At 71.2% G+C, this 24,987-nt stretch carries 32 protein-coding genes and 2 pseudogenes; 4 read left to right on the top strand and 30 right to left on the bottom strand.

What is annotated here, in order from left to right; genetic code table 11:
- The 19 genes from rpsE to rpsJ all read right to left on the bottom strand — a co-directional run bounded on the left by rpsE (nt 1) and on the right by rpsJ (nt 9,081).
- Nucleotides 1-645: a 30S ribosomal protein S5 gene (gene rpsE / locus H4F70_RS04665; protein ID WP_182347906.1), complete on the bottom strand. Its 645-nt coding sequence runs from the start codon at nt 643-645 to the stop codon at nt 1-3.
- Nucleotides 646-676: 31 nt separating this feature from the next.
- Nucleotides 677-1,084, bottom strand: a complete 408-nt coding sequence (rplR, locus tag H4F70_RS04660) for a 50S ribosomal protein L18 (RefSeq protein ID WP_182359195.1) — start codon at nt 1,082-1,084, stop codon at nt 677-679.
- Nucleotides 1,085-1,086: 2 nt separating this feature from the next.
- On the bottom strand, nt 1,087-1,626 hold the full coding sequence (gene rplF, locus H4F70_RS04655; RefSeq protein WP_182347908.1) for a 50S ribosomal protein L6: 540 nt from the start codon (nt 1,624-1,626) through the stop codon (nt 1,087-1,089).
- Between the two features lie 11 nt (nt 1,627-1,637).
- Entirely contained in the window at nt 1,638-2,036 is a 399-nt protein-coding gene (gene rpsH, locus H4F70_RS04650; protein ID WP_182359194.1) for a 30S ribosomal protein S8, read from the bottom strand.
- A gap of 93 nt (nt 2,037-2,129) precedes the next feature.
- Nucleotides 2,130-2,315: a type Z 30S ribosomal protein S14 gene (locus H4F70_RS04645; protein WP_143906499.1), complete on the bottom strand. Its 186-nt coding sequence runs from the start codon at nt 2,313-2,315 to the stop codon at nt 2,130-2,132.
- Between the two features lies 1 nt (nt 2,316).
- A complete protein-coding gene (gene rplE / locus H4F70_RS04640; protein ID WP_182347909.1) occupies nt 2,317-2,883 on the bottom strand; it encodes a 50S ribosomal protein L5 in 567 nt (188 codons plus the stop codon).
- Between the two features lie 2 nt (nt 2,884-2,885).
- Nucleotides 2,886-3,200 (bottom strand): 50S ribosomal protein L24, encoded by a 315-nt coding sequence (gene rplX, locus H4F70_RS04635; protein ID WP_182359193.1) that lies wholly within the window; start codon nt 3,198-3,200, stop codon nt 2,886-2,888.
- On the bottom strand, nt 3,200-3,568 hold the full coding sequence (rplN, locus tag H4F70_RS04630) for a 50S ribosomal protein L14 (RefSeq protein ID WP_143906493.1): 369 nt from the start codon (nt 3,566-3,568) through the stop codon (nt 3,200-3,202). Before rplN ends, rplX begins: the two co-directional genes overlap by 1 nt.
- 211 nt (nt 3,569-3,779) lie before the next feature.
- Nucleotides 3,780-4,079, bottom strand: a complete 300-nt coding sequence (gene rpsQ / locus H4F70_RS04625; RefSeq protein WP_182347911.1) for a 30S ribosomal protein S17 — start codon at nt 4,077-4,079, stop codon at nt 3,780-3,782.
- Nucleotides 4,076-4,312 (bottom strand): 50S ribosomal protein L29, encoded by a 237-nt coding sequence (gene rpmC, locus H4F70_RS04620; RefSeq protein WP_182347912.1) that lies wholly within the window; start codon nt 4,310-4,312, stop codon nt 4,076-4,078. Before rpmC ends, rpsQ begins: the two co-directional genes overlap by 4 nt.
- Nucleotides 4,312-4,728 (bottom strand): 50S ribosomal protein L16, encoded by a 417-nt coding sequence (gene rplP, locus H4F70_RS04615; protein ID WP_182347913.1) that lies wholly within the window; start codon nt 4,726-4,728, stop codon nt 4,312-4,314. Before rplP ends, rpmC begins: the two co-directional genes overlap by 1 nt.
- 2 nt (nt 4,729-4,730) lie before the next feature.
- Nucleotides 4,731-5,522 carry a 30S ribosomal protein S3 gene (gene rpsC / locus H4F70_RS04610; RefSeq protein ID WP_182347914.1) on the bottom strand — a complete coding sequence of 264 codons (792 nt, stop codon included), beginning with the start codon at nt 5,520-5,522 and terminating at the stop codon, nt 4,731-4,733.
- The gene (gene rplV, locus H4F70_RS04605; RefSeq protein ID WP_182347915.1) at nt 5,522-5,929 is read right to left on the bottom strand and encodes a 50S ribosomal protein L22; all 408 of its coding nucleotides are present in this window, start codon (nt 5,927-5,929) and stop codon (nt 5,522-5,524) included. The genes rpsC and rplV overlap by 1 nt, the downstream gene beginning before the upstream one ends.
- Nucleotides 5,926-6,207: a 30S ribosomal protein S19 gene (rpsS, locus tag H4F70_RS04600; protein ID WP_143906485.1), complete on the bottom strand. Its 282-nt coding sequence runs from the start codon at nt 6,205-6,207 to the stop codon at nt 5,926-5,928. The genes rplV and rpsS overlap by 4 nt, the downstream gene beginning before the upstream one ends.
- A gap of 13 nt (nt 6,208-6,220) precedes the next feature.
- A complete protein-coding gene (gene rplB / locus H4F70_RS04595) occupies nt 6,221-7,060 on the bottom strand; it encodes a 50S ribosomal protein L2 (RefSeq protein ID WP_182347916.1) in 840 nt (279 codons plus the stop codon).
- A gap of 50 nt (nt 7,061-7,110) precedes the next feature.
- Nucleotides 7,111-7,425 carry a 50S ribosomal protein L23 gene (gene rplW, locus H4F70_RS04590; RefSeq protein WP_182347917.1) on the bottom strand — a complete coding sequence of 105 codons (315 nt, stop codon included), beginning with the start codon at nt 7,423-7,425 and terminating at the stop codon, nt 7,111-7,113.
- Complete coding sequence (gene rplD, locus H4F70_RS04585) at nt 7,422-8,093, bottom strand: 50S ribosomal protein L4 (protein WP_182347918.1); 672 nt, start codon at nt 8,091-8,093, stop codon at nt 7,422-7,424. The genes rplW and rplD overlap by 4 nt, the downstream gene beginning before the upstream one ends.
- Nucleotides 8,090-8,746 carry a 50S ribosomal protein L3 gene (gene rplC / locus H4F70_RS04580; protein ID WP_182347919.1) on the bottom strand — a complete coding sequence of 219 codons (657 nt, stop codon included), beginning with the start codon at nt 8,744-8,746 and terminating at the stop codon, nt 8,090-8,092. Before rplC ends, rplD begins: the two co-directional genes overlap by 4 nt.
- A gap of 29 nt (nt 8,747-8,775) precedes the next feature.
- Nucleotides 8,776-9,081: a 30S ribosomal protein S10 gene (rpsJ, locus tag H4F70_RS04575; RefSeq protein ID WP_003938093.1), complete on the bottom strand. Its 306-nt coding sequence runs from the start codon at nt 9,079-9,081 to the stop codon at nt 8,776-8,778.
- Nucleotides 9,082-9,786: 705 nt separating this feature from the next.
- Between rpsJ and H4F70_RS04570 the strand changes: the two genes are divergently transcribed.
- A complete protein-coding gene (locus H4F70_RS04570; protein WP_182359192.1) occupies nt 9,787-10,314 on the top strand; it encodes a DUF8020 domain-containing protein in 528 nt (175 codons plus the stop codon).
- 166 nt (nt 10,315-10,480) lie between these two features.
- Complete coding sequence (locus tag H4F70_RS04565) at nt 10,481-11,017, top strand: hotdog fold domain-containing protein (RefSeq protein ID WP_182359191.1); 537 nt, start codon at nt 10,481-10,483, stop codon at nt 11,015-11,017.
- A 20-nt stretch (nt 11,018-11,037) separates the two neighbouring features.
- On the opposite strand, the gene H4F70_RS04560 is transcribed toward H4F70_RS04565, so the two are convergent.
- From H4F70_RS04560 to fadD5, 10 genes and pseudogenes are all read right to left on the bottom strand, one after another.
- Complete coding sequence (locus tag H4F70_RS04560; RefSeq protein WP_182359190.1) at nt 11,038-12,279, bottom strand: MCE family protein; 1,242 nt, start codon at nt 12,277-12,279, stop codon at nt 11,038-11,040.
- The gene (locus H4F70_RS04555) at nt 12,276-13,382 is read right to left on the bottom strand and encodes an MCE family protein (RefSeq protein WP_182359189.1); all 1,107 of its coding nucleotides are present in this window, start codon (nt 13,380-13,382) and stop codon (nt 12,276-12,278) included. Before H4F70_RS04555 ends, H4F70_RS04560 begins: the two co-directional genes overlap by 4 nt.
- Nucleotides 13,379-14,488, bottom strand: coding sequence for an MCE family protein (locus H4F70_RS04550; RefSeq protein ID WP_182359188.1), 1,110 nt, complete (start codon nt 14,486-14,488; stop codon nt 13,379-13,381). Before H4F70_RS04550 ends, H4F70_RS04555 begins: the two co-directional genes overlap by 4 nt.
- Nucleotides 14,485-15,576: an MCE family protein gene (locus tag H4F70_RS04545; protein WP_182360180.1), complete on the bottom strand. Its 1,092-nt coding sequence runs from the start codon at nt 15,574-15,576 to the stop codon at nt 14,485-14,487. The genes H4F70_RS04550 and H4F70_RS04545 overlap by 4 nt, the downstream gene beginning before the upstream one ends.
- On the bottom strand, nt 15,573-16,658 hold the full coding sequence (locus tag H4F70_RS04540; protein WP_182359187.1) for an MCE family protein: 1,086 nt from the start codon (nt 16,656-16,658) through the stop codon (nt 15,573-15,575). The genes H4F70_RS04545 and H4F70_RS04540 overlap by 4 nt, the downstream gene beginning before the upstream one ends.
- Nucleotides 16,658-17,155: pseudogene (locus tag H4F70_RS04535) on the bottom strand (MCE family protein); the annotation flags it as partial. The pseudogene H4F70_RS04535 and the gene H4F70_RS04540, both read right to left, overlap by 1 nt.
- A 221-nt stretch (nt 17,156-17,376) precedes the next feature.
- Nucleotides 17,377-17,586: pseudogene (locus H4F70_RS21060) on the bottom strand (MlaD family protein); the annotation flags it as partial.
- 184 nt (nt 17,587-17,770) lie between these two features.
- On the bottom strand, nt 17,771-18,631 hold the full coding sequence (locus H4F70_RS04525) for an MlaE family ABC transporter permease (protein ID WP_182359186.1): 861 nt from the start codon (nt 18,629-18,631) through the stop codon (nt 17,771-17,773).
- Nucleotides 18,628-19,440 (bottom strand): MlaE family ABC transporter permease, encoded by an 813-nt coding sequence (locus H4F70_RS04520; protein ID WP_182359185.1) that lies wholly within the window; start codon nt 19,438-19,440, stop codon nt 18,628-18,630. The genes H4F70_RS04525 and H4F70_RS04520 overlap by 4 nt, the downstream gene beginning before the upstream one ends.
- A gap of 10 nt (nt 19,441-19,450) precedes the next feature.
- Nucleotides 19,451-21,073 (bottom strand): fatty-acid--CoA ligase FadD5, encoded by a 1,623-nt coding sequence (fadD5, locus tag H4F70_RS04515; RefSeq protein ID WP_182359184.1) that lies wholly within the window; start codon nt 21,071-21,073, stop codon nt 19,451-19,453.
- 185 nt (nt 21,074-21,258) lie between these two features.
- Here fadD5 and H4F70_RS04510 point away from each other — a divergent pair, with 185 nt between their 5' ends.
- Entirely contained in the window at nt 21,259-23,121 is a 1,863-nt protein-coding gene (locus tag H4F70_RS04510; RefSeq protein ID WP_182359183.1) for a penicillin-binding transpeptidase domain-containing protein, read from the top strand.
- A gap of 95 nt (nt 23,122-23,216) precedes the next feature.
- Nucleotides 23,217-24,410: a TetR/AcrR family transcriptional regulator gene (locus tag H4F70_RS04505; protein WP_182359182.1), complete on the top strand. Its 1,194-nt coding sequence runs from the start codon at nt 23,217-23,219 to the stop codon at nt 24,408-24,410.
- A gap of 11 nt (nt 24,411-24,421) precedes the next feature.
- On the opposite strand, the gene H4F70_RS04500 is transcribed toward H4F70_RS04505, so the two are convergent.
- The gene (locus H4F70_RS04500; protein ID WP_182359181.1) at nt 24,422-24,940 is read right to left on the bottom strand and encodes a heme-binding beta-barrel domain-containing protein; all 519 of its coding nucleotides are present in this window, start codon (nt 24,938-24,940) and stop codon (nt 24,422-24,424) included.
- Nucleotides 24,941-24,987: the final 47 nt, after the last annotated feature.

The raw sequence follows: 24,987 nt of genomic DNA, 5'->3' as shown, positions 1-24,987 counted from the left end.
TCATGCCCCCTGCCCGGCACGCGCCCGCAGCATCGCCGCCGGGGCCACGTCCTCGATCGGCAGGCCGCGGGACGCCGCGACCTCCTCGGGACGACGCAGACCCTTGAGCGCGGCCACCGTCGCGTGCACGACGTTGATCGCGTTGTCGCTGCCGAGCGACTTGGACAGGATGTCCTGGATGCCCGCGCACTCGAGGACGGCGCGCACCGCACCGCCCGCGATCACACCGGTACCCGGGCTGGCCGGGCGCAGCATGACCACACCGGCGGCCTCCTCGCCCTGCACCGGGTGGGTGATCGTGCTTCCGATCATCGGAACGCGGAAGAAGTTCTTCCGCGCCTCCTCCACGCCCTTCTGGATCGCGGCCGGCACTTCCTTGGCCTTGCCGTAGCCCACGCCGACGACGCCGTTGCCGTCGCCGACGATGACCAGCGCGGTGAAGCTGAACCGGCGGCCGCCCTTGACGACCTTCGAGACGCGGTTGATCGTGACAACCCGCTCGATGAAGTTCGACTTCTCCGCGTCGCGCGACCGGTTGTCCCGGCCGCCGCGACCGCGGCCGCCGCCCTGGCCCTTGTTGTCGCTGTTGGGGCCGTTCTGTCCGGCGGGACCCCGTCCGCCGTCACGCCGCTGACGTCCCGGCATCAGACAGTCCTTCCGTTGTTGATCGTCTTCATCAGAACTCCAGCCCGCCCTCGCGCGCCGCGTCCGCGAGCGCCGCGATACGGCCGTGGTAGGCGTTGCCGCCGCGGTCGAACACGACGGCGGTGACGCCGGCCGCCTTGGCGCGGGCCGCGATGAGCTCGCCGACCTTGACGCCCTTGGCCGTCTTGTCGCCGTCGACGGCGCGGACGTCGGCCTCGATGCTCGACGCCGCGGCCAGGGTGTGGCCCACGGTGTCGTCGATGACCTGGACGTGGATGTGCCGGGAGGAGCGCTTCACGACCAGGCGCGGACGCGCCGGCGTGCCGGCCAGCTTCTTGCGCAGGCGGAAGTGCCGACGATTCCGGGCGACGCGGCGCGCGGTGGACACGTCCGTGCCGCGCTGGACCCGCTTGCCGTTGGTCTGTGCAGTCTCAGTCATGATCACTTACCCGTCTTTCCGACCTTGCGACGGACCTGCTCACCCTCGTAGCGGATGCCCTTGCCCTTGTAGGGGTCGTGCTTCCGCAGACGCTTGATGTTGGAGGCCACCTGACCGACCTTCTGCTTGTCGATGCCGCTGATGGAGAACCGGGTGGGGTTCTCGACCTGGAAGCTCACGCCTTCCGGCGCGTCGACAGTGACCGGGTGGCTGTAGCCCAGCGAGAACTCCAGCGTGGAGCCCTTCAGCGCCACGCGGTAGCCGACGCCGTGGATCTCCATCTTGATGACGTAGCCGTCGGTGACGCCGGTGACCATGTTCTGCACGAGCGTGCGGGACAGGCCGTGCAGCGCGCGGCTGTCGCGGTCCTCGTCGGCGCGCGTGACCTGCAGGCGCCCGTCCTCGGCCTTCTCGATGCCGATGACGTCGTGCAGGGTCAGCGCCAGCTCTCCCTTGGGCCCCTTGACCGTGACGTCCTGGCCGTCGATGGCCACGTCGACGCCGCCGGGGACGGTGATCGGGTCTCTACCGATACGAGACATTCTTCGACCCCCTACCAGACGTAGGCGAGGACTTCCCCGCCTACTCGCTGCTTGGCTGCCTGGCGGTCCGTGAGCAGGCCGGTCGATGACGAGATGATCGCCACGCCGAGGCCGCCGAGGACCTTGGGCAGGTTGGTGGAGTTGGCGTACACGCGCAGGCCGGGCTTCGACACGCGGCGGACGCCGGCGAGGCTGCGCTCACGCGCAGGGCCGTACTTGAGGACCAGCGTGAGCGTCTTGCCCACCCGCGCGTCCTCGACCTTGTAGTCGCCGATGTAGCCCTCGCGCTTGAGGATCTCGGCGATGTTCACCTTCAGCTTGGACGAGGGCATGGAGACCTCGTCGTGGTACGCCGAGTTGGCGTTGCGCAGACGCGTGAGCATGTCTGCGATCGGATCGCTCATGGTCATGAAAGTGACCTGTATACCTTTCTCGCAATGGTTCCCTCTTGGACGCCGCCGGGGCGGCGCAGCAGGCCTACCGCGAAGTGGTGTGGTGGTGGATCACCAAGAGCTCTTGTGGACTCCCGGCAGTTCGCCCGCGTGCGCCATCTCGCGGAAGCAGACGCGGCACAGTCCGAACTTGCGGTAGACCGAGTGCGGGCGTCCGCACCGCTGGCACCGCGTGTAAGCGCGAACTGAGAACTTGGGCTTGCGGTTCGCCTTGTTGACGAGCGCCTTCTTCGCCATCTCACTTCTCCTTGAACGGGAAGCCGAGCTGCTTGAGCAGCGCGCGCCCCTCGTCGTTGTTGGTGGCGGTGGTCACGACGGTGATGTCCATACCGCGCGGGCGGTCGATCGAGTCGATGTCGATCTCGTGGAACATCGACTGCTCGGACAGGCCGAAGGTGTAGTTGCCGTTGCCGTCGAACTGCTCGCCCGACAGTCCGCGGAAGTCGCGGATGCGCGGCAGCGCGATCGAGAGCAGACGGTCGAGGAACTCCCACATGCGGTCGCCGCGCAGCGTGACGCGCGCGCCGATGGGCATGCCCTCACGCAGCTTGAACTGCGCGATGGACTTGCGTGCGCGGCGGATCTCGGGCTTCTGGCCGGTGATCAGCGAGAGGTCGCGGACGGCGCCGTTGATGAGCTTGGCGTCGCGGGCGGCGTCGCCGACGCCCATGTTGACGACGACCTTGACGAGCCCCGGCACCTGCATGACGTTCTCGTAGGAGAACTCCTTCTGCATGGCGTCGCGGATCTCGCTGCGGTACTGCAGCTTCAGGCGCGGCTGGATCTTGTTCTCGGTGCTCGTCATCTCTAGATGTCCTTCCCGTTGCGACGGGAGATCCGCACCCGCTTGCCGTTCTCGTCGGTGCGGTATCCGACGCGGGTGGGGTTGCCGTCGGAGTCGACGACCATCACGTTCGAGACGTGGATGGCGGCCTCCTGGGTGACGATCCCGCCGACGCGCGCGCCGGCCTGGTTCGCAGAGACGGCGGTGTGCTTCTTGATGCGGTTCACGCCCTCGACGATGACGCGGTTGCGATCCGGGATGGCCTTGATGACCTTGCCCTTGGCGCCCTTGTCCTTACCCGAGATGACGAGGACCGTGTCGCCCTTGTGCACCTTCATCACAGCACCTCCGGTGCGAGCGAGATGATCCTCATGTACTTCTTGTCGCGCAGCTCGCGGCCGACGGGCCCGAAGATGCGGGTGCCGCGCGGATCGTTGTCCGGCTTGATGATGACGGCGGCGTTCTCGTCGAAGCGGATGTAGGAACCGTCCGGGCGACGGCGTTCCTTCTTGGTCCGCACGATCACGGCCTTGACCAGATCGCCGCGCTTGACGTTGCCGCCGGGGATGGCGTCCTTGACCGTGCCGACGATGACATCGCCGATCCCGGCGTAGCGGCGACCGGAGCCGCCGAGAACACGGATGCACAAGATCTCCTTGGCACCGGTGTTGTCGGCAACTCGGACCCGCGACTCCTGCTGGATCACTAGAGTTCTCCTTGACCTGGACTCGATGTGCGCCGGATTACCGACCCGACGCACGCGGTCGTTCGCCCGCCCCGAGGGGTGGACTCCCGCACGATGGCGGGGCACGCCGCACGGAAGCGAGCCCGTGCGGCAAACCAGACCATCATAAGGGTTGGGACGTGCACCGGTGCGGCCGGCCCCCGCCTGCGCGGTCGGCCGGCCGCACCGAGTACTACTTGGCCTTCTCGAGGACCTCGACCAGCCGCCACCGCTTGGTGGCGGACATGGGCCGGGTCTCCATCAGCTGGACGCGGTCGCCCACGCCGGCCTGGCTGTTCTCGTCGTGCGCCTTCACCTTGCTGGTACGGCGGATGATCTTGCCGTACAGCGGGTGCTTGACGCGGTCTTCGAGCTCGACGACGATCGTCTTCTCCATCTTGTCGGAGACGACGTAGCCGATGCGGATCTTGCGGCGGCCACGCTCGTCGGCCGCTGCGTTCTCGGTGGTGCTCACTGTCTTGTCCTCACTCATGCGGCGCCGTCCTCGTCCGGTCCGACCGCGAGCCCCAGCTCACGCTCGCGGAGCACCGTGTAGATCCGGGCGATGTTGCGCCGGACGGTCCGGAGGCGACGATTGTTGTCGAGCTGCCCGGTCGCCATCTGGAAGCGGAGGTTGAACAGTTCCTCCTTGGCCTCGCGGAGGGCCGTGGCCAGCTCCTCCTCGCCGAGCTCCCGGAGCTCGGACGCCTGGGTTCCCGTTGCCATCAGAAGCTCCCCTCCCTTGTCACGATCCGGCACTTGCAGGGCAGCTTGTGCGCCGCGCGCAGCAGTGCCTCGCGGGCGATCTCCTCATTGGGGTAGCTCATCTCGAACATCACGCGTCCGGGCTTGACGTTCGCGATCCACCACTCCGGCGAGCCCTTGCCGGAACCCATGCGGGTCTCGGCCGGCTTCTTGGTCAGCGGGCGATCCGGGAAGATGTTGATCCAGATCTTGCCGCCGCGCTTGATGTGGCGGGTCATCGCGATACGCGCCGCCTCGATCTGGCGGTTCGTGATGTACGCCGGCTCCAGGGCCTGCAGGCCGTAGTCACCGAACGTGACCTCCGTGCCGCCCTTGGCCATGCCCTTGCGCTTGGGGTGATGCTGCTTACGGTGCTTGACCCGTCGTGGCATCAACATCGTCAGCCCTCCTGATTCTCTGCGGCGGGCGCCTCGGCCTGCGCAGTGGCGGTGGCCGCACGGCCCCCGCCCTGGCCGGCCGTGGACGGGCGGCGCGAACGTGCCGGGCGCTCGCGGCGCGGACGGTCACGCTCGGCCGCGGCGTTGGCCGCCACCTCGCGGCGGCCTCCGACGACGTCGCCCTTGTAGATCCACACCTTCACGCCGATGCGGCCGAAGGTCGTCTTGGCCTCGAAGAAGCCGTAGTCGATGTCGGCGCGCAGGGTGTGCAGCGGCACGCGGCCCTCGCGGTAGAACTCCGAGCGCGACATCTCCGCACCGCCGAGACGGCCGGAGCACTGCACGCGGATGCCCTTGACCTGCGGCTGACGCATGGCCGACTGGATGGCCTTGCGCATGGCCCGGCGGAAGGCGACGCGGTTGGACAGCTGCTCCGCCACGCCCTGGGCGACGAGCTGCGCATCGGCCTCGGGGTTCTTGACCTCGAGGATGTTCAGCTGCACCTGCTTGGCCGTCAGCTTCTCGAGCTTGCCGCGGATGCGGTCGGCTTCCGAGCCGCGGCGGCCGATGACGATGCCCGGCCGTGCCGTGTGGATGTCGACCCGGACGCGGTCACGCGTGCGCTCGATCTCCACCTTCGAGATGCCGGCGCGCTCCATGCCGGTCGAGAGCAACCGGCGGATCGCCACGTCTTCCTTGACGTAGTCGGCGTACTGCTTGTCCGCGTACCACCGCGACTTCCAGTCGGTGGTGATTCCCAGTCGGAACCCGTGCGGGTTGATCTTCTGGCCCACTACTGAGCTCCCTTCCGACGGCCGCGGCCGCTGCCCTGGCCGGGCACCGACTGGACCTCGATGGTGATGTGGCTGGTGCGCTTGCGGATGCGGAAGGCCCGGCCCTGTGCGCGCGGCTGGTACCGCTTGAAGGTGGGGCCCTCGTCGACGTACGCCGCGGACACGACGAGCGTGCGCGGGTCGAGGTCGAGGTTGTTCTCCGCATTCGCCGCGGCGCTCGCCACGACCTTGGCGACCGGCTCGCTCGCCGACTGCGGCGCGAACCGCAGGATGTCGAGCGCGTCGCCGACGCTCCGGCCGCGGACCAGGTCCACGACGCGGCGGGCCTTCATCGGGGTCACTCGCACGAAGCGCGCGGTGGCCTTCGCCGTCTGCGCGACGGCCTGTGTCTCTGACTGTGTGCTCATCGGCGCTTGCTCTTCCGGTCGTCCTTGATGTGGCCCTTGAACGTCCTGGTCGGCGCGAACTCACCGAGCTTGTGTCCGACCATGTTCTCCGAGACGAACACCGGGACGTGCTTGCGGCCGTCGTGCACCGCGAACGTGTGTCCGATGAAGTCCGGGATCACCGTCGAGCGACGGGACCAGGTCTTGATGACCTGCTTGGTCCCCTTCTCGTTCTGCGCGTCCACCTTCGCCAGGAGGTGGTCGTCGACGAACGGGCCTTTCTTGAGGCTGCGTGGCATCCTTCACTCCCTCCTAGCGCTTGTTCTTGCCGGTACGGCGACGACGGACGATCATCGCGTCGCTGGCCTTCTTGGGTCGGCGGGTCCTGCCCTCGAGCTGGCCCCACGGGCTGACCGGGTGGCGACCACCCGAGGTCTTGCCCTCGCCACCGCCGTGCGGGTGGTCGACGGGGTTCATCACGACGCCGCGGACGGAGGGGCGCTTGCCCTTCCACCGCATGCGGCCGGCCTTGCCCCAGTTGATGTTGGACTGTTCTGCGTTGCCGACCTCGCCGACGGTCGCGCGGCAGCGCACGTCGACGCGGCGGATCTCACCGGAGGGCATGCGCAGGCTCGCGTACTTGCCCTCCTTGCCCAGCAGCTGGATGCTGGCGCCGGCCGAGCGGGCCATCTTGGCGCCGCCGCCGGGGCGCAGCTCCACCGCGTGGATGACGGTGCCCGCGGGGATGTTGCGCAGCGGCAGGTTGTTGCCGGTCTTGATGTCGGCGCCCGGGCCTGCCTCCACGACGTCGCCCTGGCCGATGCCCTTGGGCGCGAGGATGTAGCGCTTCTCGCCGTCGTAGTAGTGCAGCAGCGCGATCCGCGAGGTGCGGTTGGGGTCGTACTCGATGTGCGCGACCTTGGCCGGCACGCCGTCCTTGTCGTGGCGACGGAAGTCGATCACCCGGTAGGCGCGCTTGTGCCCGCCGCCCTGGTGCCGGGTCGTGATCCGCCCGTGCGCGTTGCGTCCGCCCTTGTTGTGCAGCGGGCGCACGAGCGACTTCTCCGGCTTCGAGCGCGTGATCTCGGAGAAAACGGCGACGCTCGAGCCGCGGCGGCCCGGTGTCGTCGGCTTGTACTTACGGATTGCCATGAGTCTTGAAGTCCTTACCTTCTACGAGTTCCGGTGGGGCGAGCCGCGGCTCAGCCGACCGGCCCTCCGAAGATCTCGATGGGCTTGCTGTCGTCGGACAGCGTCACGAAGGCGCGCTTCGTGTTCTTGCGCCGGCCGTAGCCGAGGCGTGACCGCTTGCGCTTGCCCTGACGGTTGGCGGTGTTCACCGACGTGACCTTGACCCCGAAGACCTTCTCCACGGCGATCTTGATCTGCGTCTTGTTGGCGTCCGGGCGCACCAGGAAGGTGTAGACACCGTCCTCCATGAGCCCGTAGGACTTCTCCGAGACCACCGGTGCGACCAGGATGTCTCGCGGGTCGGACTTGATCTCCGCGATGCTCATGCCGAGACCTCCTTCGCTGCCGTGCTGCGGGCGGTCACGAAGCTCTCGAGCGCCGCAACGGAAAAGACGACGTCGTCGCTGCGCAGAACGTCGTGGGTGTTGAGCTGATCCGGTGCGATCAGGTGCGCGCCCTCGATGTTGCGGACGCTCTGCCACGTCACGACGTCCTCACGCGGGACCACGACGAGGAACTTCGCGCGGTCGCTGAGGCGGCCGAGGAAGCCGAGCGCCTTCTTGGTGGACGGCACCTGGCCCTCGACCAGCTCGGACACGACGTGGATGCGGTCGCTGCGCAGCCGGTCGGTCAGCGCGCCGCGCAGCGCGGCGGCCTTCATCTTCTTGGGGGTCCGCTGCGAGTAGTCACGCGGCTGCGGGCCGTGCACGGTGCCGCCGCCGGTGAACTGGGGCGCGCGGATCGAACCCTGGCGCGCGCGGCCGGTGCCCTTCTGGCGGTACGGCTTGCGGCCGCCGCCGCGGACCTCGCCGCGCGACTTCACCTTGTGCGTGCCCTGGCGCGCCGCCGCGAGCTGCGCGGTGACGACCTGGTGCATCAGCGGGATGTTGGGCTCGACGTCGAAGATGTCGGCCGGCAGCTCCACGGAACCGTCGGTTCCGCCGGCCGGGACGTGGACGTCGAGGGTCAGCTTGACGGTGTTCTCGGCGCTCATGCCTGCGCACCACCCTTCACTGCGGTCTTGACGATCACGACGCCGCCCTTGCGGCCCGGGATCGCGCCCTTGATCAACAGCAGACCGGCCTCGGTGTCCACCTTGTGGACGGTCAGGTTCTGCGTGGTGACGCGGTCGTTGCCCATCCGGCCTGCCATGCGCATGCCCTTGAACACGCGGCCCGGCGTGGCGCAGCCGCCGATCGAGCCGGGGCGACGGTGCACGGCCTGTGTGCCGTGGCTGGCACCCTGGCCGGCGAAGCCGTGACGCTTCATCGTGCCGGCGAAGCCCTTGCCGCGGCTGGTGCCGGTGACGTCGACGAGCGTGCCGTCGGAGAACGCCTCGGCGGTGAGCTCCTGGCCCACCTCGTACTGGGAGGCGTCCGGAACCCGCAGCTCCACGATGTGGCGTCGCGGGGTGACCCCGGCCTTGGCGTAGTGGCCCGCGACAGGCTTGTTGACCTTGCGCGGGTCGATGGCGCCGAAGGCCAGCTGGACGGCGCTGTAGCCGTCGCGCTCCTCGGTGCGCACCTGGGTGACAACGCACGGACCGGCCTTGACGACGGTCACCGGGACGACCCGGTTGTTCTCGTCGAAGACCTGGGTCATGCCGAGCTTGTTGCCCAGAATGCCTTTGATCTCGGTATCAGTCATTGAATGTTCTCCGCTGCGTCTTCCCGGGCTCACTGAATGTTGACGTCGACGCTGGCAGGCAGGTCGATGCGCATGAGCGCGTCGACGGTCTTGGGCGTCGGGTCGAGGATGTCGATGAGGCGCTTGTGGGTACGCATCTCGAAGTGCTCGCGCGAATCCTTGTACTTGTGCGGCGAACGGATGACGCAGTAGACGTTCTTCTCGGTGGGCAACGGCACCGGACCGACGACGCGGGCGCCGGTGCGGGTCACCGTCTCGACGATCTTGCGCGCAGACGCGTCAATCGCCTCATGGTCATAGGCCTTGAGCCTGATGCGGATCTTTTGTCCCGCCACGCTTGTAGTCCTTTGCTTGCCGTGTCGCGACGCCCGGGAGGCGCCGCTTCGTTCATTACCGGACCGATGGCAGCGGAATGTGGTCGAGTGGGGCCGGCCGCACACCTGTGATCGACGATCTCTCGTGATCGGCACCGCCGACTGCGATCAGCACCATGGCTCATCGTCGCCGCTGTTCATCTGTCATGGTCCACCGGTACACGCGGTCGGGCGTGTCGCCCTCTCGCTTCTCACGCGACACACCCGGACGCCGCCCCGGCGGGACGGAACCGCGCATAGCCGCGGAGAACGCACCGGCCGCGCCCGCCGGGCGGACGCTGTCAGGCACGTCGTACACAGGCCTTGGTAGGCCGGGCGACCACTCTAGCCGAATGGTCGCACCCGCCCGCGCGCACCCCCTACCGACGGGCGCGCGGACCCGACGGGACCGCCGCCACCGGCGCAGGACGCGCTCAAGGCAACCCCGACAGTATGCCCGACGCGCCCGGCCTTGCCAAATCGTGTCCGATCACACCCGCACGCGGCCTGCACGGCAGGTGGTGCCCGCTCTCTCCGCCCGCCGCCGAGGAAGCGGAGGCGGTCACCCCGGCCGCATTCGCCGCGTCGGGCTGCCAAGACCGACGGGAGGGCTTATGCTCCTGGGATTGCGCCAGCTTGAAATGCACGTCCGCCGCGGCGGACCCGCACCACCGAACGGAGAAGACGATGAACCTCACCCGCCTCGGCCGCAACGCGGCCATCGCAGCAGTCTCCGCGGCGGCCGTCGCCGTGGGCGCCACCACCACCGCCGCGGCCGCCCCCGCGCCGGAGTCCACGCAGACCCAGCCCGCCGGCGACAGCGTCATCCTCGACGCCGGCGCCTTCTCCTTCACCTCCGGCCCCGGCACCATCGACGTCCGCGACGGCGCGGGGAACGTGGTCGAGTCGATTCCGCTCACGCTTCCGGGCACGGACGTCGCCGCACCCGTTGACGCGACCATCGGCGCGGACGGCAAGACGCTCACCCTCCAGCGCGTGGAGGCGGACGCGGTGGGGCAGTTCAACAAGCTGGTCGGCGAGTGGCTCTGGGGCGTGCAGAACGGCGGTGCGTTCGGCGCCGCCATCGGGTCCGTCGTCGGCTGCTGGCTGCTGGTGTTCGGCTGCATCCCGGGGCTGATCATCGGCGGCGCCATGGGCTCGCCCAACGCCGCCCAGATCCAGCAGACCTTCATGGACATGCTCGCCAACCGCTGAGACTCCCCTGTCCGGGCTGGGCTCCGATCCGGCGCCGCCGCTCCCGCTTCTCTCGCGGGGGCGGCGGCGCTGTGCTGGGCAGACCGATTCCTGTAACTTACTATTGAGTAAGAAATCTTCGCGGCATCGCGCCGTGCCGCCCCCGCCGCCTGTTGAGAGGGAACCCATGCACGCTCATCCCGCCGACCCGCCCCCGATCGGCCCCACCTACGCACTGCGCAAGCGGCTGCCGTCCGGTCGGCTGGGCAATGCGCTGTTCTCCCTCGGCCTGTGCGCGCGGGTGCCGTACTTCGCCACGGTGCTGCCCACGGTGAAGGTCATGGAGCCGGGACGCTGCGAGGTGACCGCGCCGAAGTGGTGGGGCATCCACAACCACCTGGGCACTTTCCACGCCATCGCCGCCTGCAACCTGGCGGAGATCGCCATGGGGATGCTGTGCGAGGCGACGGTGCCCACGACGCACCGGTGGATCCCGAAGTCGATGGAGGTGGAGTACGTCGCCAAGGCGACGACGGGCCTGCGCGCGATCGCCGCGCTGGAAGCCGCCCCGGCGGCCGGCGGCGCCCGGCCGGGATCCGACACCGTCCCCGACTTCGACGCGATCACCGAGGGCACGGAGATGACGGTGCCCGTCCGCATCTTCGACCGCAGCGGCACGCTCGTCGTGCGGGCACGGATCACCACCTGGGTCACCCCGCGCTGACCGGTCGTCGCCGCTGCCGATCAATCGCCGTCGCCGTCCGTCGCCTGCCGCAGCAGGTCGCGGCCCGTGGGGATCAGCCACGGGTCCTCTGCCATCGGCGGCCCGACGGGGGTGCCGGGACGCGTCGCATTCCGCAGGCCCAGGCCGTCGGGCCGCGGGGCGTTGCGTGAACCCCTCTGCGCCAGGTCCTCGCCGGGCGGGCAGTACAGGTCCAGGTTCGCGGGCCTGGCGGACGTGTCGCCGACCGCCCGGCGGGGCGTGTCGTAATAGCACACCGGCCCCTGCGTGGCGACGAGCACGAAGTCGGCCCGCCCGTCGTGCAGCACGGACGTCAGTTGATCGAGGGTCTCGGGGAACGCCGTCAGCCCCGCGCCCAGGGCGGCATCCCTGTCGCCGAGGATCGCGCTGATCGTGTCGCCCGCAGTCACCAACCCGGTGATGTCGGCACGCGCGCCGGTCAGCAGATCGCCCACCATCTGCAGCGGGGCGGGCGAGTCCGACAACAGGTGCGTGAGGGTGCCCTTCTGCTCGACGAGCTGACGGGTGATGCGGTGAGCGGCCGCCACCGCCTCGGGGAACCCGCCGCCCGCGTCGGCCAGGGCGCCGACGACCGGCAGCGTCCCCTCCACGAGCCCGGCGATCGTCGCGGCGTGCGCGTCGAGTGCGGCCGTGATGCGGTCGGTGTCGTCGATCATCCGGCGCAGCACCGGCCCGGTGCCCTCGAATGCGGTGCTCAGAGTCGTGCCCAGACTGTGCAGAGAGTCCGGGTCGAGCGTGTCGAGCACTGCGGAGGCGTCGGCCAGCAGCGCGCCCAGCTGCTTGGGCCGGTCCTCCGCCGGCGCCGACACCGTGTCTCCGTCACGCAGGTAGGGGCCCTCATCCGTGTCTGCGGCGAGATCCACCGAGCGGATTCCGAGCGCGCTCGCACCCGCCACACGCGCTGTCGCGGACGTGGGTATCCGGACGCCGGGGTCAAGATCTGCCGCGATGGCCACCGCGCCGCCCGCCTGCTTGCCATCGCCGGTGCCGCCGGCGGGCCCCGCACCGCCGCCGATCGTCACCGCGGTCACGCGTCCGATCGGCACGCCCCGGTAGGTGACGGAGGCGCCGGCCCCCACCCCGGACGCCCCGTCCGCGATGATCGTCACGCTGATCGCGCCGCCGAAGCTCTGCGGCCCCGCGACGTACCGCACGCCGAACACGGTGGCGGCCAGCCCGATCACCACGAACAGAACCAGCTGGACGACGACCCGACGCCTCATCGCGGACCTCCCGCCGTCGGCGGTGGCGGTGGTGAGGGCCTGGCGGGCAGCCGCTCCCCCGCCCACAACTCGAACAGCGACTGGGGGATGTCCAGTGCGCCGTCGAAGACGAGATAGTCGCCGCGGATCGCCGACGTGAAGCCCGCGATGAACGCGTTGGCGCTGCGCAGAGTCTCGGCGTCGACGGAGTTGAACCGGCTCAGTGCCGCGAGGATCCGTGACACCTGGTCGACCTCGGCGCCGATCCGCGCGGCCGAGGTCGACAGCAGCGCGTCGGCGTGCGCGGCGATGTCCGCACCGGAGTCGACGAGCTCTGAGATCCGGTCGCCCTGCGCGGCGAGCCGCGCCGCCATCGGCGCGGCCTGCTCGAGCGCCCGATCGATGTCGTCCTGGTGCCGGACCAGCGTGCCGGTCAGCGAGTCCATCGCCGTCAGCGTGCGGTCGAGATCTCCGCGCTGCGCGTGCACGTCGCCGAGCAGTGCATTCGCGTCGTCGATCAGCCCGCGGACCTGCGCGCCGCGCCCGCCGTACGCGGCGTCGAGCTCGGTCATCACCGTCTGCAGCTGGTCGAGGCCGCTGCCGTTGAGCAGCACGCCGAGGGTGGCCAGGCTCGTCTCCAGCTCGGGCCCCACCCGGGTCCGGTCGGGCGGGATCGTGTCGCCGTCGGCGAGCATGCGCCCGCCCGGAACCGTCGGGTCGTCCTCGCCAGGGCCGTCCCCCGTGGAGCCGTCGGGTTCGATGCGCACGAACGGGTTGCCCAGCGCGGAGGGCACCTCGATGACGGCGGCGGCATCCGCGGGGATGTCGACGTCGCTGCGCAGGCTCAGCCGGACGTCGGCGCGGCGGCCGTCGGTGGACAGGCCGTGGACCCGGCCCACCGTCAGCTGACCGATCCGCACGGGGGCGCCGGGCACCAGCCGGTCGGCGTGGTCGAACACGGCCGTCACGCTGTAGGAGTCGCCCTCCGCCTCGTGTCCGACGGGAAGATCCTGCAGACCCGGCCCGCCGCATGCCGTTACCGCCATCGTCGCGCCGACGGCGACCGCGGCGAGCGCGCCGCGCAGCCGCCTACCGCGGCGGCGGGAGGACGTGTGCCCGGTCATCGGCCCTCCTCCCCGAATCGCTCCACCAGCGGGCCGAAAGGATCCGACCGGCTCAGCGGGATGGGGACAGGATTGGTGAGACCCGGCGCGGTGCACAGCGGGCCCGGGTGCATCTCGCAGATCCGCTGCGTCGTGGCGAACTGGTCACCGCTCGAGGAGACGTCGAGGCGCAGCCGGGCGCGCTCGTCGGGGCCGATGGCGCGGTCGATGTTCTGCAGGGCCAGCGGCGTCAGGTCGAGGAACTCGGCGAGATTCGCGGGCTTGGACGCGAGGAGCCCGGTGACCGCGCGGGCATCGGCGATGGCCTCGGCCACCTCGCCGGACCGTGACTCGAGCAGCGCACCGACCCTGTCGAACAGACTGTTCAGCTGCGTCAGGGGCGTGACCACGTCGAGGTCCTGCCGCCGCAGCTCGTCGCCCAGCGCGGCGAGGGAGCGGACGGTGTCGGCGATGCGCCCCTGCCGGGCGCCGACGGCGCCGGCGATGCGGTCGAGGTCGTCGAGCAGCGCGCCGATCTGGTCGGCGCGCGCCCCCACGAGCGACGTCGCGGAGCCCACCTGCTCGATCGCCCTGTGCAGCGCCCCGCCCAGCCCGTCGGTGGCCTGCGCGGCCTGGTCGATCAACGCCCCGACATCGCCGCCGCCCGGGCCGAGCGCGTTCGCGATCGTGTCGAGGCTGCCGAGCAGCTCGTCCCAATTGACGGGCGCGTGGGTCCGCTCCACCGGGATGACGTCGCCGTCGGCGTAGCGGGCTCCGCCCCGGTAGACCGGGCCCAGTTCGATGAACCGCGCGCTGATCACCGAGGGATTCATCACGTAGGCGTTCACGTCGGCGGGCAGCACGACGTCCTCGCGCAGCGTCATCGTCACCCGCACCGCGCCTCCCCGCGGCCGCACCGACTCGACACGCCCCAGCGGTACGCCGAGCACGTCCACCTTGCTGCCCGGGTGCACCCCCTCGACGTGCGTGAAGTCGGCGACGACCCGGCGCGTCTCCGCGCCGCGGACGAATACGAACCACACCGCGGCCACGGCCAGCGCCAGCACGCACAGCAACGCCGCGACGACGCGCCACCGGCGGCGGGTGCGCCCCGCCCCGGCCGTCACCGGCAGTCCTCCATCACGCCGAACACGCACAGCAGCGTGTCGGGGATGGGCCCGGCCGGCGCCGACACGTCCACCCAGTTTCCGTTGCCGCTCGCGTCGACCACCGCACGGACCTCGGCCGGCAGCCGGTCGACGACCTCCCCGATGCGCGCCGCATTCCCTTCCAGGGTGCCGAGCACGGAATGCAGATCGCTCACGAGACTGTCGAGCCCTCCGGCCCCGCCCGGCCCGGCCGCGTCCGCCTCCGCGAGCACCGCGTCGGCGGCACCGAGGATGGTGCGCAGGTCGGCGGCGAGCCCGCTGAGCGCCTGCCGCCGCGCGGCGAGCGACCCGAGCAGCGTCCGCGCCTCGGCGGAGATGGTGTCGAGCGACCGGTCCTGCCGCACCAGCAGCCCGGTGAGGGTCTTCCCCGCGTCGAGCAGCGCTCCGAGTTGCGCGGAGTTCTCGTTCATGGCCTCCGCCGCTGCGGACACGCCCGTGACCGCCCGCCGCAGGGTGTCCGGATTCTGCGGCAGCGCGTCGCGCAGCGCGTCCACCATGTCCTCCACCGCGTCCACGTCGAGGTGCTGCGCAGTGTCCACGGCGGACCGGGATGCCGCGTCGAGGCTGTAGGGGACGGTGGTGCGCGCGAGCGGGATCGTCCGGTCCCGCCCCACCGTGCCGCCGCCGGCGGGGTCCACCGCCAGGTACCGCTTGCCGAGTATCGTCGCGAGCTGCACCGAGGCCGTCGTTCCCGCGCCCAGCGGGCGGCCGTCGTCCAGCCGGAAACGCACCTCCACGTGGTCCCCCGCGAAGTCGATCGATTCCACCTTGCCCGTGGGCACGCCCGCCACCAGCACCGGATCACCGGCTTCGAGTCCCGCCGCATTGGCGAGTTCGGCCGTGTAGGGATCGGTACGCAGGAGGTACCGGCCGTGCGGCAGTGCCACCGCCGCCAGCAGCACCAGGGCCGCCGCGACGATCCCCGCGGCGCCGACGACGACGAGTGCACGCGAGCGTGCGCTCTCCGATCCGCGCCCCGCGAACGCGGCGGCACCGGCCTGCCGGGCGCGTTCCGCCCACCGCCGCGCGGATCCGGCCCGGCTCATCGGCACACCTCGCTGTGCTCCGGGCCCAGGAGGTTGGCTTCGAGGTCGCCGACCTTCGCGGTGAGCGTGCACGGGTACAGCTGCAGCCAACCGCCGTAATCGGTGATCCGGCCGACCGACCGTGTGAAGGGGACGAGCACCGCCATCGTCCGGTTGAACTCGTCGGTGTTGTCCACCCACGAGTCGGCCGTCTCCCCGAGCCGCCGGAGGCTCCCCGCGAGCGTGTCGACGCGGCTCTCCAGCAGCGCCGCCGCCGCACCGGCTGCCCGGCCGCCGTCGTCGAGGATGCCGATGAGTGCGTCGTTGCGGCGCGCCATCGTGCCGGAGATCCGCGCCAGACCGTCGATGAGCCCGGCGATCTCGGTGCCGCGCCGGCCGGCGGCCTGCGCCAGGACGCCGAGGTTGTCGACCACGCGTGCGATCGTCTCGCGGTGGCCGGCCAGGTTCTCCGACACGTCGGCGATCCTGCCCACCAGCACCTGCATGCCGCCCCCGTCGCCGCCGAACGCGTCGACGATCGACCGCGCCAGCGCGTTCACCTGCGCCGGGTCGAGCGCGTCGAACAGCGGCTTGAAGCCGTCGAACACGGCCGTCAGGTCCAGCGGCGGGCTCGTCCGACCGAGCGGTATGCGGGCGCCCGCGGGCAGCCGCGTACCCGATTCCGTGGGCGGTGCCGTCAGCGCGAGGTAGCGCACGCCGAGCATGTCGCCGTAGCGGACGGCCGCCTGCACCCGGGCGTCGAGGGGGACGTCGTCGCGTACGGTGAACGCGACCACGGCGTGCGCGCCACCGTCGTCGGTGTCGGCGCGGGTCACCGATGCGACGCGGCCCACCCGCACGCCCGCCGCGGTCACCGCGTCCCCGGCCGCCAGCCCCGGCACCGCGGTGAACGCCGCGGAGTAGTCGTGGGTGCCGCCCGGCACGGGCACCGTGAGGGTGTTGGTCACGACGACGATGGCCGCGATCCCGAGCGCGACGAACGCAGCGACGACGGTGAGCGGCCCGCGCAGCCCGCCCCTGCGGTGCGCCCCCGGCCCGGGGCGGCGGAGGATTCCCGGCGTCGACGCCGTCGGTCGCCTCATCAGTCGCCTCCCCCGCCGCAGTTCGCGCCCGCGAGGCCGCCGTAGCGCGGACAGTCCGCCGCCGTGTACGGCATCGGGTCGCTGAAGCTCGGCACCGCGGTGATGTCGAAGACTCCGGTGTCGAAGGCCGCGACGCCCTTGTCGGTGAACCGCCGGAGCGCGGCGAACGTTCCCGGCAGGCCCTCGCGACCGGCGTCGACGGCCGCGAGTGCCGGGGCCGCCTGGTCGATGATCCGTCGAAGTGTGCCGGTGGTGTCGCCGGCGACGGCGGCCGTGGACGACGCCGCGGCCCCCGCGGCCCGGAAGAAGGCGGCGAGGCTGCCGGGCCTGTCCGTGACCGTCCGCGACAGCGCAGTGACGTCGCGCAGCACGCCCAGCCCGTCGGCGGCGGCCGCGTCGGCGGCGTCCGCCGCGGCCGCGAACTGCGGGGCGCGGGACAGCAGGCGCCGGGTGACCGGCACGAGCGTGTCGGCGGCGCGTGACAGCCGGTCCAGCGACCGGCCGAGGCTGCGCCGCGCCCCCGCAGCGCGTCGGCCATCGCCGTGAGCGCCGTCTGCAGATGCTGCGGCTGCAGACGGTCCATCGTCGCCACGGCACGCTCGTAGACGTCATAGAGTCGCACCGCTTCCGGTGACGTGTCCGCGGGCAGGATGTCCCCGGCCTCCAACGTGTCCCTGGATGCCGGGGCGTCCCCGGCCCGCGCGGCGCCGGGTACCAGTTGCAGGACGACGTCGCCGAACAGCGTCTTCGGCGCCACGCGCACCTTCACCGCCGCCGGGATGCGCCCGATCGCGTCGGGGTCGATGCGCAGGCGCACCGTCGATGCGGCCGTGCCCGCGTCGATGTCCGTCACCTCGCCCACCGGCACGCCCCGGTATTGCACGCCCACGGCCCCGGTGAGCAGCCCCGCCTCCGCCGGCAGGTCCACGGTGACCTCCGGGTGCCCGGCGAATTCCCCGTTTCCGTAGGCGACGAACGCGGCCGCTCCGAGGACGACTGCGAGGAAGGCCGCCACCCCGCGCACCGCGAGTGCCGCCTTCGAAGGCGTGAGCCGCGTGGCACGGCGCGCCCCCGCGGGCGCGGCACGTGCCCGCGCGGCGCACGGAAGCCGTTCACGAGAGCCCCAGACCGGGCACCGCCGGCTCGATGCCCCACAGCGCGAACGTCATGGCCACGTCGGCGATGCCGATGGCGAGGATGCTCGTCCGCAGCGCACGGCCCGCGGCGCGGCCCACCCCCTCGGGGCCGCCGGACGCGTGGAAACCGTACGAGCAGTGCACCAGCGCGACGATCATCGCGAAGACCAGCGCCTTGGCCAGCGACAACCACAAATCCGAGGCGCCCAGCCCCAAGTGGAAATAGTAGTCGTAGGTTCCGGCGGAGTCGCCCGCCATGGTCACGACCGTGAACCGCGTCGCGATGTAGGCGGCGAGCAGCCCGACCATGTAGATCGGCACCACGCACACGATCGCGGCGACGAGGCGGGTGCTGGCGAGGAACGGGACGGACCGGACGGCCATGGAGTCGAGTGCGTCGATCTCGTCGGAGATGCGCATGGCGCCGAGCCTGGCCGTGAATCCGGTGCCCACTTTGGCTGCCAGTGCGATGCTCGCGACCACCGGCGCCAGTTCGCGCGTGTTGGCGATGGCCGAAAGCAGGCCGCTGAGCGAGGTCATCCCGATCAGTTCCAGGCCCCGGTGGGTTTCGACGCCGACCATGATCGCGGCGACGCCCGACATGGCGAACACGATCCCGATCGTGCCGCCGCCGGCGAGCAGCGACGCGCTGCCGAAGCTCACGTCGCCGATCTCGCGCAGGATGTGCCGCCAGTACTTGCGCACGGCGAAGGGAATGCCGGCGATCACCTGCACGAAGAACGTCACGTGCGCGCCGAAGCGCGCGAATCCGTCGTAGGTGCGCCGCAGCGGCCGCCCGGCGCGACGCGCCCGGGCGACGGTCCCCGTCCCGATCATGCGTAGGCCCCCGGCGCCGGGACGATCACCGAGTACAGCTGCGAGAGCACGGTGTTGACGACGAACACGACCACGAAGGCGAGCACGACGGTCTCGTTGACCGCGTCCGCCACCCCGCTCGGCCCGCCCTTGGCGTGCAGCCCCTTGAACGAGGCGATCAGAGCCGAGGTCAGCCCGAACGCGGCGGCCTTGATCATGGCGGTGGTGAAGTCGGACAGACGCCCGTACTGCGCGAACGTCGACAGGAACGCTCCGGAGGACTGGTGCTGCACGTACACCTGGTAGAGCAGGCAGGTGAGCACCCCCGCGAAGGTCACCAGCGCGCACAGCAGCACCGAGACCACCACGGCCGCGATGACCCGGGGCACGACCAGGCGTTCGACGACGTCGATCCCCATGGTCTCGAGGGCCTCGATCTCCTCGCGGATGGTCCGCGAACCGAGGTCCGCGCAGATGGCCGAGCCGCCGACCCCGGCGAGCATGAGCGCACACACCAGCGCAGCGGCCTGCCCGACCACGACGAACGCGGTGACCGCGCCCGAGTAGCCGCCCGCGCCGAGACGCGCGGCGAGGGACCCGACCGAGACGGCGATGAGCACGCCGATCGGCAGCATCAGCAGCAGTGCCGGGCCGCTGCACACCCGCGCGAGGAACGCCGTCTGCTCGACCGCCTCGCGCAGCGGCAGCCGGCCGCGCACCGCCGCACGCGGCGCGGCCACCAGTACGCGCAGGGAGAACGCGACGAGCCCCCCGACCTGCAGGGCGAGGTCGTGCACCGGCCCCCGTGCCACGGGAAGGCCATAGGTCACCGGGAACCCCTCACCCCGTGTGCGCCGCCGGTGCGCTTTCCCGCAGCTCGCCCTTGACGACCTTGCCGCTGGCGTTGCGGGGAAGCGCGTCGACCACTACCACGTCGTGCGGGTGCTTGTAGCGCGCGAGCCGCTCGCCCAGCCACCGCGCGAGCGCCGCCGCGTCGAGGTCCGGCCCGTCGCCCTGCAGCGCGACGACGGCCACCGGGACCTCGCCCCACGTGGGGTCCGGCCGTCCGATCACCGCCGCTTCCCGGATGCGGGGATGCCCGTAGAGCACGTTCTCCACCTCGGCGCAGTAGATGTTCTCGCCGCCGGAGATGATCATGTCCTTCTTGCGGTCGACGACGTAGATGAAGCCCTCGTCGTCCGCGCGGACCATGTCCCCCGAGTGGAACCAGCCGCCGTCGAACGCCGCGTCGGTGGCGGCGGGGTCGTTCCAGTACCCCTGCATCAGGGTCGGCCCGCGGTAGACGATCTCGCCCACCTCGCCCTGCGGGACGTCGTTCATGGCGTCGTCGACGACGCGCGCCTGGATCGTCGGTATCACCCGGCCGACGGAGCCGATCTTGCGCAGGGCGTCCGCGCCGTCGAGCACGCAGGTGATGGGCGACATCTCGGTCTGGCCGAACACGGCGACGTTGAGGGCGCCGGGAAAGGTGTCGGCCATCGCCTGGAGCACCGTGTCCGATGCGGGCGCCGCTCCCCAGGAGATCGTGCGCAGGGCCAGATCACGGTCCTTGACCGTGGGATCGGCGCACACGGCCTGCCACTGCACCGGCACCATGAAGGTGGACGTGATCCTTTCGCGTTCCCAGGTGTCGAGGATCTCGGTGGGGCTGAACGCGCCCAACGGGTGGATCACGGTGGTGGTGCCCAGCTGCAGCGCCGGGGCGATCGACCCCAGCGCGGCCACGTGGAACGTCGGCGCCGCGAGCAGTCCCACGCCGTCCAGATCCATCTGCAGGGCGCGGATGCACGTGAGCGATTGGGCCGCCATGTTGGAGTAGGTGAGCACCGCCCCTTTGGGCCGGCCGGTGGTGCCGGAGGTGTAGAGGATCAGACACGGCGCGTCCTCCGGGACGTCCCGCGGAGCGTACTGTTCGCCGTCCTCTCCGATCAGGTCCTCGAAACCCTCGAACCCCTCGGCGACGGGGGCCGCGGAGTCCGCGGCCCCCGCCCCGTCGGGCGCCATCGTGACCGCCAGGGTCAGCGCCGGAACCAGGGTCCGGAGCGCCGTCACGAGGGGTTCGAGGGCGGGTTCGGTGATCACGGCGCGGGCGCCGCAGTTCTCCGCGATGTACGCGCACTCCGGCGGCGTGAGGCGGAAGTTCACCGGCACCGCGATGGCCCCCAGCGCATTCACCGCCAGGACCGCTTCGAAGAACTCGGTGCGGTTCAGGGTGAGCAGCAGGACTCGGTCGCCCTGGACCACCCCGCGGCGGGACAGTGCCGACGCCATCGCCGCCGCGCGCGAGTGCAGCACCGCCCAGGTCGTCGGCGTCCCCCGGTAGCGGAACGCCTCGGCGTCCGGCCGCATCACCGCGTGGCCGGTCACCCAGTTGTTCCAGGTGTTGCGGGTGTAGCGCCGGGGCGCCGCGGCGGCCCCCGCGCCCGGAACGTCCACTGCCATGTCGGTACCCCTGTCGTCGACTTCGGATTCCTGCCCCGCACCGGGGACGCAGCCCCGGCAGGTGTGGCGAGTATTACACAGGAAGCACTCGCGCAGGTGCGTTTTGTTAACGAAGATTCCGCGCCGACGGTGACGTCCGACGGCCGCCTGATGACAGCGCCGACGCCGTCTGTTCCACTGGTTGCATGCCGACTCCGCCCCGCAGGGGACGCAGCACAGTGCGCGCCGCGGCGGCGTGCGGCGGCGCCGTCGTGCTCTTGTGCTCCTCCGCGTGCAGCCTGACGCTCGGCGCTCCGTCCGATCCGATGCGCGATTTCGTCATGGCCGTCAACGACCACGACCTCGCGGAGGCCGCGGCCTTGACCGACGATCCGGCCGCCGCCGAGCAGGCGCTCACCGCGACGTTCCAAGGCATGGGGGACTCCACCGCACACCTGTCGACGCTCGAATCTCTGCGTGGCACGCTCACCACCCACATCGCCTGGAAGTTGCCCGACGGCAACAAGACCGAGACCACCGGCACCATCGGCCGCCTCGAGGGCGGCAAGGTGCCGTGGTCGCCGCATATCATCGACTCGCGGCTGCAGCCCGGTGGGCGGCTCGTCTACTCGCGGGATCTCGACCTCGAGAGCCCCGTGATCGACCGCAACCGCAACGCCATCATGCAGTGGCAGACGGTCACCGACGTCGCCATCGCGCTCGACGCACCGCCCGCGGACGTCGCCGCGCTGGCCGACGTCCTGCACGGGGTCGACCCCACGATCACCGCGGAGACGATCACCGCCGGGATCGCGGAGACGGAGCAGGAACTGTCCGCGTCGGCACACGACGCCGCGGCAGGAGGCCCCGCGGCACCATCGCCGGGCCGCTACGTGGTGATCACCCTGCGGCCGGCGGACATCGACCCGCTGCGCGAGGACCTCGACGCCATCGCCTCCGTCGCGCTGCCCCAGCGCGGCCGGCTGCTCACTGTGGACCCGGCGGTGCATTCCCCGGCCTTGGACGGCATCCCTGAGGTGTGGCGCGGAATCCTCGCCGAGTCGGCCGGGTGGTCCGTCGATATCGACAACCCGGGACACCAGGACGATGTCCGGGTGCAGGCGAAATCGCCCGAGGACGTCCAGAACGTGCCCACCACGATGGACCTGGACGTGCAGAAGGCCGCCCAGCTGGCTGTGGACTCCGCCACCCGGCCGGCGGCGATAGTCGCACTCACACCGTCGAAAGGCGGGGTGCTCGCGGTGGCGCAGAACGCCGCCGCCTCCGCCCGCGGCCCCGTCGCGCTCAACGGTCTCTACGCCCCGGGGTCCGTGTTCTCCCTGGTCACGGTGTCCGCAGCGTTGGGCACCTCGGGGACCGGCACGGACGACATCGTCGGCTGCCCCGCGCACGCCACCGTCGACGGCCGCACCGTGTTCAACCCCGACGACCTGGACCTGGGCCTCGTGACGCTGACCCAGGCCTTCGCCGCTCCCTGCCTCACCACGCTGGCGAGCCTCACCGGAGAGTTGCCGGACGGCGCACTCCCGGACACGGCCGAAGCGTTGGGCATCGGCGCCGACTTCGACACGCCGGGGCTGACCACGCTCACCGGTTCGGTGCCGCCCACCGAACCCGGCGCCGCACGGGTCGAGGCCGGCATCGGGCAGGGTCCGGTGGCAGCGAGCCCGTTCGGCATGGCCGTGGTCGCGGCGACTCTGGCCGACGACGGCGACCGCTTCACTCCGATGCTCGTCGTCGGCAAGAAGGCCACCGTCGCCGACCCGCCGACCACCGTGTCCGAGGACACCGCCAACGCAGTGCGCCTGATGATGCACGAGGCCGTCGCCGCGGGCAATGCGTCCGCGCTGCGCGACATCGACGGACTCGCCGGCGTGGCGGGAACGGCCGAGGTGACCGACCGGCGCGCGCACGGCTGGTTCGTCGGGATCCTGGGCGACATGGCGTTCGCGGTGTTCGTCCAGGGCGCCGACTCCTCACAGCCCGCCACCGACGTCACCCGCGCGTTCCTCGACGCCCTGGGCGCCACCCCCGACCATGGCTCCTGACGCAGACCCCCGGCGGCACCGCCTGATGACCTCGTGCACGAGGCATCCCGCCGATACCACCCCGCGCGTATGGAACTGCGGTTAACTTTCTACCCATGTCGGCACAGGTGCGTCCCCGCGATCGCAGGCAGCAGATAGCCGTCGTCGCGGCCGAGGCGTTCGACGCGCACGGCTACCACGGCGCCGGCATGGACGAGATCGCCGCCGCAGTCGGAATATCCGGTCCCGCTCTCTACCGGCATTTCCCGAGCAAGTACGCGTTGTTCCTGCACTCCGTCGAGTCGTTGGTGTCCGCGCTCGACGACGCGACCGACCTGCCTCCGGATCCGGCGGCGCCCCCGCGCGCCCGCCTCACGGCGCTCCTGGCATCGCTGGCCGCCACGTCCATCGCGCACCGGCGCAGCGGCGGGCTCTACCGGTGGGAGGCGCGGATGCTGCGCGACGGGGACCGACGCCGGGTTGTGCGGACGATGCGCACCGTCACCGCGCGCCTGGCCGCACCCGTACACGCACTCCGTCCCGAGTTGACCGGCGCGGAGGTGCAGATGCGCACCACGGCCGCGCTGAGCGTGCTCGGGAGTATCACCGGCCACCGCGTGCCGCTGGCGCGGCAGCGGATCGCATCGGTGCTCGTGGACGGCTGCCTCGCCGTCGTGGACTGTCCGGCGCGCGTTCCGGCGGCGCCCGTGCGCGCTGCGGACGCCGCACCGCACCGCACAGCGGGTCGGCCGGCGCCGGCCGACCCGCGCGAGGCGCTGCTGACCGAATCGATCAGGCTCTTCGCCCGCCGCGGCTACCACGAGGTGGGCGTCGAGGAGATCGCCGCGGCCGCGGGGATGACGGCGTCGGGCGTCTACCGGCACTTCGGCGGCAAACCGGCCCTGCTGGACGCGGCGTTCCGCCGAACTGCGGAGGGTTTCGGACCCGCGCAACATGCCGCGACGGTGTCCGCGCCCGATCCGGCGGCGGCGCTGCGCCTGCAGGCGGAGCTGTACATCCGGCGGTCGTTCCGGCACCCCGACCAGCTCACGCTCTACTTCGCGGAGGTGTCCAATCTGCCGCCGAGCCGGCGGCGCATGCTCCGCGCCGCGCACAGGCGCCTGGCGGAGTGCTGGGCGGACACCCTGCTCCGATCGCGCCCGGACATGCCCCGCAATGAGGCCGTCTACCTGGCGCACGCGGCGTTCGCCGTGATCCTCGACGTGGGCCGGGCCGTGCATTTCACCGCCGACCCGGGCACGCAGGCGCAACTCGAGGAGATGGTGCTGGCGCTGCAGCGCGCCGGATAGCGGGATGCCGTTCAGCCGCGCCGGCGCAGGACCGCGCTGAGATGGTGGGTCATGGGGGTGTCCGCGTGCGCCATCCACAGTGCGTAGGAGAGCCGGTCGCCGTCCACCGTGAACCGCCGGCGCACGCCGTGCACCGGCTTGGCACCGGGGGTGCGGGCGATGTGCAGCTGCTCCGGGGCGAAAACGACACTGCCGCTGCCGGCCTGCACGACCTCTGCGGTCCCGACGGCGCCGGAGGTCTCCACGGCGCCGCGGTGGATCTCGGTGAACCCTGTCGGCTGGGTGACCAGAAGCTCCGCCTCGCCGCCGCCGACATTGCGCAGGAACCCGGTCTCCGTGTGCATCGGACGGGAGCGGACGGGCGCCCATGTGCGCGACAGGTACGTCAGGAACGGCCGGCCGTCCCCGGAGAACTCGATCTCCTCCTCGTAGGTGAAGTCGTCGATCGTCGGATAATGCCCTTCGCCCCCGCCGGCCCAGCGGCCGGCGAATCCGGCCAGCGGCCCGAGCGCGGCGTTCTCGTCGGTCATCGGCACTGGCTCTCGTCGCTCATCGGCTCACGCTCGTTCATGGCGCC

This window comes from Tomitella gaofuii, from assembly GCF_014126825.1.
Taxonomy (GTDB): domain Bacteria; phylum Actinomycetota; class Actinomycetes; order Mycobacteriales; family Mycobacteriaceae; genus Tomitella; species Tomitella gaofuii.
The sequence above is the reverse complement of the archived record's forward strand: the minus strand, read 5'-3'. Positions and strand labels throughout refer to the sequence as shown.